Origin of the sequence: Corynebacterium sp. HMSC055D05, from assembly GCF_001810365.1 — a bacterium.
Taxonomy (GTDB): domain Bacteria; phylum Actinomycetota; class Actinomycetes; order Mycobacteriales; family Mycobacteriaceae; genus Corynebacterium; species Corynebacterium coyleae.
Window position 1 is genome coordinate 1 of sequence record NZ_KV801037.1, and the last position, 11,329, is coordinate 11,329.

The 11,329-nt window shown below is 61.7% G+C and carries 13 protein-coding genes and 1 other RNA gene; 2 read left to right on the forward strand and 12 right to left on the reverse strand.

What is annotated here, in order from left to right; all coding sequences use genetic code 11:
* Window positions 1-246 (forward strand): hypothetical protein (locus HMPREF2734_RS12155; protein ID WP_210384719.1); only part of this gene is annotated, 246 nt, incomplete at its 5' end.
* A 3-nt stretch (window positions 247-249) separates the two neighbouring features.
* On the opposite strand, the gene HMPREF2734_RS02400 is transcribed toward HMPREF2734_RS12155, so the two are convergent.
* The 6 genes from HMPREF2734_RS02400 to HMPREF2734_RS02425 all read right to left on the reverse strand — a co-directional run bounded on the left by HMPREF2734_RS02400 (window position 250) and on the right by HMPREF2734_RS02425 (window position 5,360).
* On the reverse strand, window positions 250-1,005 hold the full coding sequence (locus HMPREF2734_RS02400; protein WP_070568952.1) for an iron ABC transporter ATP-binding protein: 756 nt from the start codon (window positions 1,003-1,005) through the stop codon (window positions 250-252).
* Window positions 1,002-2,003, reverse strand: a complete 1,002-nt coding sequence (locus tag HMPREF2734_RS02405; protein WP_070568955.1) for an iron chelate uptake ABC transporter family permease subunit — start codon at window positions 2,001-2,003, stop codon at window positions 1,002-1,004. The genes HMPREF2734_RS02400 and HMPREF2734_RS02405 overlap by 4 nt, the downstream gene beginning before the upstream one ends.
* Complete coding sequence (locus HMPREF2734_RS02410; RefSeq protein WP_070568958.1) at window positions 1,996-2,973, reverse strand: ABC transporter permease; 978 nt, start codon at window positions 2,971-2,973, stop codon at window positions 1,996-1,998. Before HMPREF2734_RS02410 ends, HMPREF2734_RS02405 begins: the two co-directional genes overlap by 8 nt.
* 7 nt (window positions 2,974-2,980) lie before the next feature.
* Window positions 2,981-4,009: a siderophore ABC transporter substrate-binding protein gene (locus tag HMPREF2734_RS02415; protein WP_070568961.1), complete on the reverse strand. Its 1,029-nt coding sequence runs from the start codon at window positions 4,007-4,009 to the stop codon at window positions 2,981-2,983.
* A 186-nt stretch (window positions 4,010-4,195) separates the two neighbouring features.
* On the reverse strand, window positions 4,196-4,753 hold the full coding sequence (locus tag HMPREF2734_RS02420) for an META domain-containing protein (RefSeq protein WP_168162457.1): 558 nt from the start codon (window positions 4,751-4,753) through the stop codon (window positions 4,196-4,198).
* A gap of 52 nt (window positions 4,754-4,805) precedes the next feature.
* Window positions 4,806-5,360 carry an META domain-containing protein gene (locus HMPREF2734_RS02425; RefSeq protein ID WP_070568964.1) on the reverse strand — a complete coding sequence of 185 codons (555 nt, stop codon included), beginning with the start codon at window positions 5,358-5,360 and terminating at the stop codon, window positions 4,806-4,808.
* A 155-nt stretch (window positions 5,361-5,515) separates the two neighbouring features.
* Here HMPREF2734_RS02425 and HMPREF2734_RS02430 point away from each other — a divergent pair, with 155 nt between their 5' ends.
* Window positions 5,516-6,583 (forward strand): LLM class flavin-dependent oxidoreductase, encoded by a 1,068-nt coding sequence (locus HMPREF2734_RS02430; protein WP_070568969.1) that lies wholly within the window; start codon window positions 5,516-5,518, stop codon window positions 6,581-6,583.
* A 226-nt stretch (window positions 6,584-6,809) separates the two neighbouring features.
* On the opposite strand, the gene ssrA is transcribed toward HMPREF2734_RS02430, so the two are convergent.
* The 6 genes from ssrA to prfB form a co-directional block, all read right to left on the reverse strand.
* Window positions 6,810-7,199: a transfer-messenger RNA gene (gene ssrA, locus HMPREF2734_RS02435) on the reverse strand.
* 181 nt (window positions 7,200-7,380) lie between these two features.
* Window positions 7,381-8,031: an SDR family oxidoreductase gene (locus HMPREF2734_RS02440; RefSeq protein ID WP_070483080.1), complete on the reverse strand. Its 651-nt coding sequence runs from the start codon at window positions 8,029-8,031 to the stop codon at window positions 7,381-7,383.
* Window positions 8,032-8,054: 23 nt separating this feature from the next.
* Complete coding sequence (smpB, locus tag HMPREF2734_RS02445; RefSeq protein ID WP_070452075.1) at window positions 8,055-8,552, reverse strand: SsrA-binding protein SmpB; 498 nt, start codon at window positions 8,550-8,552, stop codon at window positions 8,055-8,057.
* A gap of 15 nt (window positions 8,553-8,567) precedes the next feature.
* Entirely contained in the window at window positions 8,568-9,470 is a 903-nt protein-coding gene (gene ftsX / locus HMPREF2734_RS02450) for a permease-like cell division protein FtsX (protein WP_070568978.1), read from the reverse strand.
* A gap of 2 nt (window positions 9,471-9,472) precedes the next feature.
* Entirely contained in the window at window positions 9,473-10,165 is a 693-nt protein-coding gene (ftsE, locus tag HMPREF2734_RS02455) for a cell division ATP-binding protein FtsE (protein ID WP_070452078.1), read from the reverse strand.
* A 17-nt stretch (window positions 10,166-10,182) separates the two neighbouring features.
* Window positions 10,183-11,292, reverse strand: a complete 1,110-nt coding sequence (gene prfB / locus HMPREF2734_RS02460) for a peptide chain release factor 2 (RefSeq protein ID WP_070568990.1) — start codon at window positions 11,290-11,292, stop codon at window positions 10,183-10,185.
* Between the last annotated feature and the right edge of the window lie 37 nt (window positions 11,293-11,329).

Consider the following 11,329-nt stretch of genomic DNA (forward strand, 5'->3'; position numbering starts at 1 on the left):
CTCAAACAACACCAGCACACCCAACAACCACAACCATTCAAGGCCACGGCCGTCAAAGCGGCGGAACCAGAGACTACAACACAACGTAAACCAAAGTCAAACCCAAGTTCAACAACCGTTTACCTTGCACAGCAACCTCATGAAATTAACTCGTTCCCTCTCGCCAGCCCCTCAAGGCCGCTCGAAGCAACGGATGAAGATATAACCACGAACTCACAAACAACACAAACACGCAGTACAGCGTAGGTTTTAGTGATAACACGCAATAGGCCCATGCGGACCTTCAATAACCTCCACCGGAGTATTGAAGATGGAGCTCAGCAGGCTGTCGCGCATGATCTCGTCAACCGCACCAAAGGCGGCAACTTCCCCGTCCTTTACTGCGCAGATGTAATCCGCGTAGCGTGCGGCGAAGTTGATGTCGTGCAGAACGATCACGATGGTTCGGCCAAACTCGCGGGATGCGGAGTGCAGGTGCTTCATCATCTCTACGGAGTGGGAGATGTCGAGGTTGTTCAGGGGCTCGTCGAGAAGCACATAGTTCGTTTCCTGGCTAAGCACCATCGCAACGTAGGCGCGCTGACGCTGACCACCGGAGAGCTGGTCGAGGAAGCGATTCTCCAGCTCGCGCAGGCCGAGGAAGTCGATGTAGCGCGAGACGATCTCTTCATCTTCGGGGGTCAGGCGCCCACCCGAGTACGGGAAGCGGCCGAAGCCGACGAGTTGGCGCACGGTCAGACGGGTTACAAAGTGGTTTTCCTGGCGCAGGATGGACACGACTTTGGCCAGGTCCTTCGAGCGCGTCGAGGTGACATCCATGCCGGCGACTTCGATTTGGCCGGAGTCAAGGTCAAGGAGCCTGCCGATCATCGTCAGCAGGGTCGATTTACCTGCACCGTTCGGGCCGACGAGGGCGGTGATGCCGCCTTCGGGGATGTCCAGGGTGACCGGTCCGATGTCAACACTGCTGCTGTATGCCTTGCGGACTTCTTTGAGTTGAATCACAGGCGTCCCTTTCTCAAAACAACGATTAGGAAGGTCAGGCCACCGACCAGTTCGATGATGATGGAGACCACGCCTTGCGCGTAGAAGATGTGGTTCATCACAAAGTACGCACCCGACAGGATGCAGTATCCGAGCAGTATCGCCATGGGGAAGACGTAGCGGTGGTCGTAGGTATCCGCGGCTTGGTACGCGAGTGTGGCCACGAGGAAGCCGAGGAAGGTCATCGGGCCGACCAGCGCGGTCGATACCGCAATGAGGATGGCCACCAGCACGAGGGTGTAAATCGCGTGCTTTTTATGGTCTACGCCAAGGTTCATCGACACGTCGCGCCCCAGCGACAGCACGTTGAGCGCGCGCGAGTTGAAGATCAGTAGTCCCGCCGCCACGATGACCAGCGGGATTGCCAACGGGTAGTACTCCGGGTCGGCGTTGTTCACGGAGCCAAACAGCCGCGCGGTGAGCACGTCGAACTCGCTGGGCGTGAGCATGCGCTGCATAAACGTAGATACTGCACCCAGTCCCCCGCCGAGCACGATGCCGACCAGCAGCATGGCGTGCATGTCGGGGTTGTTGCCGGCGAGCAGCCATGTGTAGAGCACCAGGCTGAGCCCGATCATGAGCACGAGCTGGATGACAAACATCTGCAAGGTGTGGGCGTTAATCAGCCCTGCTGCACCGAAGAAATACACAGTTGAGGTGTGAATGGCGACGTAGAGCGATTCGAACCCCATGATCGACGGGGTGAGAATTCGGTTGTTTGTCACCGTTTGAAACGCCACGGTTGCTGTCGCTTGGCACACAGCCACGATTGCCATCGCGATCACCGCGTTCATGCGACGTTGCGCGATCAGCCAGTAGCCGGTGGACCCGAACTCCATCGGGTTGCCGTACGCGAGCAGCCCCGCGGTAAATAGCAGTGCGGCCACCGCAAGCGCGCCGATAATAATCCAGTAGCGCTTTTTGCTTGTCGACGACTGGAACGCCCCGATCTCACGCATTCCGGCTCCGCCTCACAATCATGGCGATAAACACCGCGGCGCCGACAACGCCGAGGATGACGGACACGGGCATTTCGAATGGCGCGATGATCGTGCGGCCGATGAGGTCGCACACCGTTACCACTCCAATGCCGGTAAGGCAGACCCATGGCAGGTTGGAGCGGAGGTCGTCGCCACGCAACATGCTCACAATGTTCGGCACAATCAGTCCCAGAAATGGCAGATTGCCGACGACAACCGTGACCACGCCGGCGGCCACTGCGACCAGGCTGGTGCCGACGAGCACGATGCGGTTGTAATTCAGGCCAACGTTGGTGGCCACGTCTTCGCCGAGGCCGGCCACGGTGAGCCGGTCGGCGTAGAAGAACACGGCGATGACCACGAACAGCACGATCCACAGCACCTCGTACTGGCCGGCGATCACACTGGTGAACGAGCCAGCAAACCACACGCCGAGCGATTGCAACAGGTCGGCCTGCAGCGCCCAATAAGTGGAGACTGCGCTGACCACGGCGCCGAGCATGATGCCGACGATCGGCACGATCAGGCTGGAGCGCAGCGTGACCTTGCGCAAAAAGGCAAAGAACACCATCGTGCCCACAAAAGCGAAACCGACGGCAAGCAGCATGCGCGTCATGATCGTGCCGTTTGGAAAGAACACGAACGACGCGAGCAGGCCCAGACCGGCCCATTCTGTGGTGCCGGTGGTGGTCGGCTCGACGAAGCGGTTCTGGGTGAGCATCTGCATGATCAACCCACTCATCGCCATCGCTGCGCCGGCCAACACCAACGCGATGGTGCGCGGGACGCGGGTGGTACGGAACATGGCCCAGCCGTCATCGCTATTCAAAATGTCGTACTGCCCCACCGCAAGCGAGGTCAGCAGCAGTAAAACGACAATGACAACACCCACCCCAAGCTTCCAATCCAGAAGCTTGGGGCGGGTGGTAGTCGCAGTTGGATGTGTCATTCAGGGGTTACTTTGCAGCCTCGAACTTGTCTGCCAGATCGTTAAGAATCTCGGTGTAGGTGAGGATGGACTCGTTGGTATAGGTGTCCTTCGGTGCCACGTAGACGTGGTTTTCCTTCACCGCGGTGACGTTCTGCAGCGCGGCAGAGTCGTTGATCACAGACAGAGCCTCCGGGGAATCCTTGATGGACTTGATCGCTGCATCGCGGTCGAGAGCGAAGATCCAGAACGGGTTCGCTTCTGCGATTGCCTCGACGGAGATGTCGTCGCCCTGGTGGTCGTTGGAGGCGTTGGCCACCTCAAGCGCCGGGGTGAAGCCGATGAGGTCGAACAGTGGGCCCCACACGCGACCGATGCCCGGTGCGACGTAGCCGATCTCGCCACCAGAAACGTTCACACCCATGACGGTCTGATCCGGGTTGTACGCGTCGCGGGTGCGCTGGACAGCCTCGGTGAACTCCTTGACGGTCTGCTCAGCCTCGGCCTGCTTGCCAAAGATGTCGCCAAGTGCCAAGGTCTGGCGGATGAGCTCGCGGTCAAACGGCTCGTCGTCACGCGGTTCGAACTCAACGAGCACGGCGTTCGGGACCAGCTTCTCAATTTCCTCGTCGTACTTACGGAAGCGCTGACCGGAGACAATCACGTCCGGGTCAGCTGCCACGATGGCCTCGAGGTTCGGCTCCTTGTGGTTGCCGATGTTGACGATGTCCTCGTTGTCCGCAATTCCCGGAATCGTGTTCGGGACGAGGTCGCGCGGCGCTGCGACCGGCTTAACACCCCAGGAGTCCAGGAGCTCGAAGGTGCGGTTGTCCAGAGCGACGACGCGCTGCGGGTTGGCCGGCACTTCCTTCTCGCCGTAGTTGTCGGTCACCTTGACGGTGTCACCGTCGGTGGTGGCGGAGGAGGAGGCAGCCTCGGAGGTGGCTGCTGCGGAGGTGGTGGTCTCAGCGGCCTGCTCTGCGTTGGAGCAAGCGCCGAGGGTCAGCGAGCCTGCGGCTGCGAGGGCGATCAGCGCGGTGCGCGGGAAACGGATCATTGTCGTCCTTCCAGACTTAGGTAAGGGTTACCTGGGACATATTAGGGTAGCCATACTTAAAGTCAACCGGCACCCCCGGTTTCCACCCATTTACACTACAAAACTGTGTTGTAAATGGCCGATGTGGGGTCGTCGCAAAGCAAAAAGCCCCAGGATGACCTGGAGCTTTGCTGTCTTTCGCGATTGCTAATCGACGACACGCACCGGCAACTTCACAAACTCAACCGATTGCCCCTGTGCGGCCAGCGCAAGCGTGGACGGATCGACCTGGAACACCGCCGGGCCGGCGCGCAGGATCGTCTTTAGATCATTCGCGGCAACCTCCGCACCCGGAGGGCACGCCATGCGAGTCTCGTTGAGGTCACCGACGCGCAACCTGCCGGTCGTATCCACCTGGTAGGTGGAGTTACCCGCGTTGCAGCCATCGTTGTAGGTCAGCGTGCCGTCCGGGCGGAAATCAACGGTGACCTTGTCATTGTTCTTGGCACGCAAGGTGGTGTCCAGTGCGGGCTGGACTTGGTCGTTAGGCAACTGCGTCGCGCCTTCCGCAAGCGGAACCATCAGCCCAGTGCCAGCGGGCTGCTGCCCCGCCGGGTTAGAAAACAGGGAGGAACTCATCTGGACAAACTGGTCAATGCTGCTCGAGCGCTCCTGCGCGCCAGCCGTGCCGACACCAAGGGTGCCGCCGGCCAGGGCCGCGAGCGCGGTTGCAATGGACAATGTTTTCTGAGTCTTGATACCCATGCCCCACACGGTAGCGGCCGGATTCGCGGGTTCAAGGGGTTTCATGGGATGCCTATGCAACTCCAAGAAACTCAATCATCTTGCCTTGGGCGCCAAGGGCGATGGTGTCGTCGTTAAGTTTGTACACAGCGGGACCCGCTCGCAGGATCGACTTCAGTTCATCGGACTTGTTCATGCGGGTTGGGTCGCAAAGACGCTGGGTCTCGGCGAACGTGCCCACCTTCACCCCACCGCGGGCGTTGACCTTGTAGGTTGCGTTGCCGACGTTGCAGCCGTCGTCGTAATTGAGCCGGCCCTGCGGAGTGAACGTCAGGGTGATCGCGGCATCTTCCTTCGCCTGCAGCGGCTGTGCGAGAGCTTCCTTTGCATCCTTTGCTGCCAGTGGCTTGGCGCCCTTCGGCAGATCCTTCAGCAACATGCCTCCCTTATTGCCCAGCACGGCGCCGGTGTAGGTGTCCCAACCCTTCTGCACCAACTGGTCCAGGTTCGGGTTGGCCGACGAGAGCTGCGCTACCCGTGCGTGCGCGGTGCCAGCACCAATGAAGCCGCCGGCGAGGGCGGCTAGGGCGGTTGCAGCGGACAACGTCTTCGCAGTCTTTGAAATCATGCGCACGACCGTAGCGCCGGGCTGTGGTCGCGCCAAGGGATTTAATAAACCTTTTAAGCTCCTCCAATACAACGTTGAGGCCGTTTTTCGGTTGCGCTGCTCGGCACAGGCTATGATATTTGTTGATATGTCACATAACTCATCTGGAGGACCCCATGAAAGCATTCGGTTTCTTGAGCTTCGGGCACTACGCCATCGGCGGCCAACGCGGCCCCTCGGCAGAAAAGGTAGCGAGAATCCACCTCGAGATCGCCAAAGCTGCCGACGAGATCGGCGTCAACAACGCATCCTTCCGCGTCCACCACTTCGTCCCGCAAGCCTCCGCCCCGATGCCGCTGCTCGGTGCAGTTGCAGCCTCCACCGAGCGCATCGAAGTTGGCACCGGCGTGATCGACATGCGCTACGAAAACCCGCTCTACCTCGCCGAAGAAGCCGCCTCCCTCTACCAACTCTCCGGCGGCCGCGTCGCCCTTGGCGTATCCCGCGGCGCCCCCGAGGTCGCCGAGCGCGGCTGGGAAGCATTCGGCTACAAGGGCGAAGCGCCGAACGGTGCCGACGTCGCCCGCAACCACCTCGAAACCTTCATGGCCGCCGTCGACGGCCACGGCTTCGCCACCGCCGCGCCCCTCGAGCGCCAGTACCCCAACATGTTCCAGCCCGGCTCCGCCCTGCCGGTCTTCCCCATGGCACCTGAACTGCGCAAGCACATCTTCTACGGCTCCGGTACCCACGCGTCTGCCGAGCAGACCGCGCGAGACGGCCTGAACCTCATGTCCTCCACCCTGGTCTCCGAGACCACCGCGCAGACACTTGGCGAGATCCAAGTCGACCAAATCAACCGCTACCGCGCAGCTTGGAAGGAAGCCGGCCACGACTGGACCCCGCGCGTGTCCGTGTCCCGGTCCATCTTCCCCATCGTCGACGGCGCCGACATGGCACGCTTCGGCATGCAGGCCTCCGGCTCCGACCAGGTAGGCATGCTTCCCGAGGTCGGCGCCTCCACCTTCGGCCGCACCTACGCCGCCGAGCCGGACAAGCTCATCGAGCAGCTCAAGGCCGACCCTGCCGTCATGGCCGCCGACACCCTTCTGCTCACCATCCCGACCGGCATGGGCGTGGACGTAAACGTAAAGATCCTGGAGAACTTTGCCACCCACGTCGCCCCAGCACTCGGTTGGCAGCCGAACACGGAGGGCCCGGTCACCGGCTACGAGATCGTCTAGCTCCCCTCCGGGTGCCGCTAGACGGTCTCGCAGTGGCCTCGACGTTTCCCCAGGTCATATTGGGGACCGTTTTCAGTATGGAGCTGATCGTCTGGTTGCCCTCGCGGGGAGCTAGACGATGTCGAGGAACTAGACGATGAGCACCGCAGAGTGGGGGCTGTACTCGGTGCAGGTTCGCCGGCAAATAATAAAACCCGCTGGCCGTTTGGCCAGCGGGTTTCGCACTCGGTGGAGCCGCCGGGAATTGAACCCGGGTCCTTCACCACCGCACCAGGGCTTCTCCGTGCGCAGTTCGCACAGAATCTCTGCTCGGCCCTCCGGATCAGGCGAACATGTCCGGATGACGGGCCCAGTCAGTGAAAAGTGTCCCTCCCAAGGCCCCACTGACAGGGCCGGAAGGCAAGTCCCCTAAGTCGACGCCAGGTACCGGGTCGGGGACATCCCCGGCCTGACGGACACGCAGGTCGCTGGACCTTTCTAATTAGGCAGCGAGGGCGTAGTCACGCTGAGAGTTCTTCTCTGCGTTTATTAGTTACAGCGACGCTTTCGGTGGTCTCCTGCCTGCACCGGCACGCTTCCCCTGGCTAAGTGATGAAGTCGAAACCAAATCGACCCCTTCAACTACGAAGAAACGTAGGAGAAGAAACGTTACCCGACGCGGCGCACAAGCACAAGGGGCCGAGCGCACCGGAGCCCAAGGAGCCGAGCGCGCCGGAGCACAAGGGGCTGGGCGCGCCGGAGCTTGAGCAACGCCGGCAAGCCCGCCTCAGCCGGCAAGCCCTGCCCCAGCCGGCAACCTACCCCGTGAACGCTGGGCGGACGCGGAGGAATTCGATGACGGCGTCGGGGCCGGCTTCGACAGCTAGGCGGGCTGCCTTGGCTACTTCGGTGGCGGCCATCTTGGGCAGGCCGTCGTCGCCGGAGAGCATGTCGGTGTCGGTGCGGCCCGGGTGCAGCGAGGTCACGCGCACCTTGCCGGCTTCCTCCTGTGCGAGCGAATCGGTAAAGCCGCGCAGCGCGAACTTGGAGGCGCAGTAGGCGGAGTTGTTGGCGATGCCGTGGTAGCCGGCGCCGGAGTTGATGGTGATGATCAGGCCGTTGGATCGTCGTAAAGCAGGAAGCAGCGCGCGAGTCAGGGTCACGGGCGCGTGGAGGTTGACTTCCATCATGTTGCGCCAGGATGCGTCCGTGAGCTCCGAAAGAGAGCCGTTTTCCATCACGCCGGCGGCCAGCACGAGGACGTCGAGTTCGTCGATCTCAGCGGCGGCGCGCTCGATAGCTGCGGTGTCCGTCAGGTCCACCTCGAACGGCTCCGCGCTGGGAAGCGCCGAAACAATCTCGGACGCATCCTGTGACGCACCAGCGTAAATGTGGTGGTCCTTGCCAAGTTCGTCAGCGATCGCGCGACCGATGCCGCGGGACGCTCCAGTAATCAGTGCCTTTTTCATAGGCCCCCACCGTACTGAAAACGCTACGCCTTGATGCCCTTCAACTTGCGGCCCAGCTCACGGGTGATTTCGCGGTCCTCGGTGCGTCGCTTGATGGCGCGGCGCTTGTCGTAGTCCTGCTTACCCTGGCCGAGGCCCAACTCGACCTTGGCGCGGCCGTCCTTGAGGTAAAGCGACAGCGGGATCAGGGTGCGGTTGCCGTCGCGGACTTTGCCTTCCAGCGAGTCGATCTCGCGGCGGTGCAGCAGCAGTTTGCGGGTGCGGCGCGGCGGGTGGTTGGTCCAGTGCCCCTTGGAGTATTCGGGGATGTGCATGTTGCGCAGCCAGACTTCACCGTTGTCGATGGTGGCAAACGCCTCCACCAGCGACACTTTGCCTTCGCGCAGCGCCTTGATCTCGGTGCCTTGCAGGACGATGCCGCATTCCCATGTGTCCAAGATGGTGTAGTCATGGCGAGCTTTCCGGTTGGTCGCTAGGACGCCGGTGTTGGAAAGCTTCTGCTTTTTGTTCTTCTTGGACATAGGCGCTCGAGTGTACTACTTACGCACGTAGGAGCGAAGCGCCACCTGTGCTGCAAGGCCGCCGAGCACCATGGCGACGAGCCCGGTCAGTGGCATGACGGCCCACACGGCAGAGTCGGGGACGCGGGCGATGAGTTGGGATGCGTAGAGGTCGCCGAGCAGCGGGTCCACTAGGAACTGCTTGCCGGCCCACACGCCGAAGGTGGCCAGCACCGCGCCGAGCAGTACGGAGATCACGGCCTCGAGCACGAACGGGGCCTGGGTGTACCAGCGCGAGGCGCCGACCATGCGCATGATGCCGATCTGTTCGCGGCGGTTGAACGCAGCCAACTGCACCATGTTCGCGATCAGGAACACGGCAGCCAGAGCCTGTGCTGCGGCGATGACGAAGGCGGCGTTGCGGAAGGTGTTCAGGGTTCCGGCGGCGGAGCGCACGGTGTCGGCCTGGTCGGAAATGACGGTGACCTGCGGCATCTCACGAATCGCGTCGAGCGGTGCCGTGTCAGTCGGGTCCTCCAGGCGCACGTGCAGCGCGGCTGGCAACGCATCCGGGGTGGTTTCGCGTACGAGTTCCGGCTCGGCATCCTGGAACAGTTCCACGAACCGTTCGTAGGACTGCTCGCGGGAGCGGAAGGTGACTTGCTCGACGCGCTCGTCGCCCTGCAGTGTGTCGCGCACCTGCTTGCAGGCGTCGGTTGAGCAGTCCTTGTCGTTAGCGGAAATTTCCTCGTCAAGTTCGACCATCACTTCGACGCGGTCGAGGTAGAGCTTCTTCGTATCGGCCGTGGCCTGCGAAATCAAAATGCCGGTACCGACGAGCGCGAGCGACAGCGCCGTGGTGATCACCAGCGCGATGGTCATGGTCAGGTTGCGGCCGAGGCCTTTGAAGCCTTCGCGGAAGATGAAATTCCAATTCATGGTTACTTCCTCACATCCCCGTAGACGCCGTTTTGTTCGTCGCGCACGACCTTGCCTAACTGCAGTTCGATGACGCGTTTGCGCATGTCATCCACCGCACGCGCGTTGTGTGTGGACATGACCACGGTGGTTCCCATGCGGTTAATACGCGCAAGCAACGCCATGATTTCGTCGGCGGTGCCGGGGTCGAGGTTGCCCGTGGGCTCGTCGCAAAGCATGAGCTTTGGCTTATCGACGAACGCACGCGCAATCGCAACACGCTGCTGCTCACCACCTGACAACTCGCGCGGCATACGATTCGCCTTCGCGCCGAGGCCGACAAGTTCGAGCGCCTCCGGCACGAGTTTGGCAATGCGGTCCTTCGGCTTGCCGATGACCTCGAGCGCGAACGCCACATTGTCGTACACGTTGAGGTTGGGCAGCAGGCGGAAGTCCTGGAACACGTAGCCGATGGACTGGCGCAGTTTGTTGATCTGCTTGCCAGACAGTGCGTTGACGTGGAAGTCGCCGAAGTAGATGTCGCCGGAGGTGACGTTTTCCTCGCGGATCATCAACTGCAAAAACGACGATTTGCCGGAACCGGACGCGCCGATCAGGAAGACAAACTCGCCGTCTGGGATCTCCAGGGTGACGTCGTTGAGCGCGGGGCGCGTGGACGTCGGATACGTCTTGGTCACATGGTCGAATCGGATCACGCGACACACCTTACCCGTTACTGGTGTGACTCTTGTTGCTGCTGTGCCATGCGCCAGCGGATGCCAGCCTCCAGGAAGCCGTCGATGTCTCCATCGAGCACCTTCTGCGGATCCCCCACCTCATAGTCGGTGCGCAGGTCCTTGACCATCTGGTACGGGTGCAGGACATAGGAGCGCATCTGGTTGCCCCAGCTGGCGTTGCCGCCCGCGCCGAGGGCGTCCATCTCCGCCTTTTCTTCCTGGCGCTTCTTCTCCAGCAACTTGGACTGCAGCACGTTGAGCGCCGAGGCCTTGTTCTGAATCTGGGACTTCTCGTTCTGACAGGTCACCACGATGCCAGTCGGAATGTGGGTGATGCGCACCGCGGAGTCGGTGGTGTTCACGCTCTGCCCGCCCGGGCCAGAGGAACGGTAGACGTCCACGCGGATGTCCGAATCCGGGATGTCGATGTGGTCGGTGTGCTCCACGACGGGCAGCACCTCCACCTCTGCGAACGAAGTCTGGCGACGACCCTGGTTATCAAACGGAGAGATACGCACCAGGCGGTGCGCGCCCTGCTCCACCGACAACTGGCCGTAGAGGTAATCGCCGTGCACAACAAAGGTGGCGGATTTAATGCCAGCCTCCTCGGCGTAGGAGATGTCGTACACATCCACCTTGTGGCCAGCCTTTTCCGCCCAACGCACGTACATACGCATGAGCATCTCCGCCCAGTCCGCCGCGTCCACGCCACCGGCGCCAGAGCGGATGTTGACCACGGCCTCGCGCTCGTCGTATTCGCCGGAGAGCATGGTCTGCACCTCAAGCGAATCGATTTGCGCTGCCACGTCCGCCAACTCGTCGTCGGCCATCGAGGGGTCGCCTTCTTCTTCGGCGAGTTCGTACATGACCGGCAGGTCGTCGATACGCGAGCGCAACGACGTGACCTTCTTCAACCGCGACTGCACATTGGAAAGCTCAGTGGTCACCTGCTGTGCGTGCGCCGGATCGTCCCACAGAGACGGGTCGCCGGCTTGGGCCTCGAGTTCGCGGGCGCGCTCGCGGAGCACGTCGAGGTCCATCACCTTCTCGATAGTGGAAAGTGTGGACGAAAGATCCTTAATCCGCGCTTGAGTCTCGAGCTGCATAACCGGGAAGTCTAGCGAACTGCCTGACGCAGCCACC

Excerpts from the sequence above, each read along its gene's own strand:
- HMPREF2734_RS02405 (WP_070568955.1), bottom strand. The coding sequence starts at position 2,003 with ATGCGTGAGATCGGGGCGTTCCAGTCGTCGACAAGCAAAAAGCGCTAC.
- HMPREF2734_RS02410 (WP_070568958.1), bottom strand. The coding sequence starts at position 2,973 with ATGACACATCCAACTGCGACTACCACCCGCCCCAAGCTTCTGGATTGG.
- HMPREF2734_RS02415 (WP_070568961.1), bottom strand. The coding sequence starts at position 4,009 with ATGATCCGTTTCCCGCGCACCGCGCTGATCGCCCTCGCAGCCGCAGGC.
- HMPREF2734_RS02420 (WP_168162457.1), bottom strand. The coding sequence starts at position 4,753 with ATGGGTATCAAGACTCAGAAAACATTGTCCATTGCAACCGCGCTCGCG.
- HMPREF2734_RS02425 (WP_070568964.1), bottom strand. The coding sequence starts at position 5,360 with ATGATTTCAAAGACTGCGAAGACGTTGTCCGCTGCAACCGCCCTAGCC.
- HMPREF2734_RS02430 (WP_070568969.1), top strand. The coding sequence starts at position 5,516 with ATGAAAGCATTCGGTTTCTTGAGCTTCGGGCACTACGCCATCGGCGGC.
- HMPREF2734_RS02440 (WP_070483080.1), bottom strand. The coding sequence starts at position 8,031 with ATGAAAAAGGCACTGATTACTGGAGCGTCCCGCGGCATCGGTCGCGCG.
- smpB (WP_070452075.1), bottom strand. The coding sequence starts at position 8,552 with ATGTCCAAGAAGAACAAAAAGCAGAAGCTTTCCAACACCGGCGTCCTA.
- ftsX (WP_070568978.1), bottom strand. The coding sequence starts at position 9,470 with ATGAATTGGAATTTCATCTTCCGCGAAGGCTTCAAAGGCCTCGGCCGC.
- prfB (WP_070568990.1), bottom strand. The coding sequence starts at position 11,292 with ATGCAGCTCGAGACTCAAGCGCGGATTAAGGATCTTTCGTCCACACTT.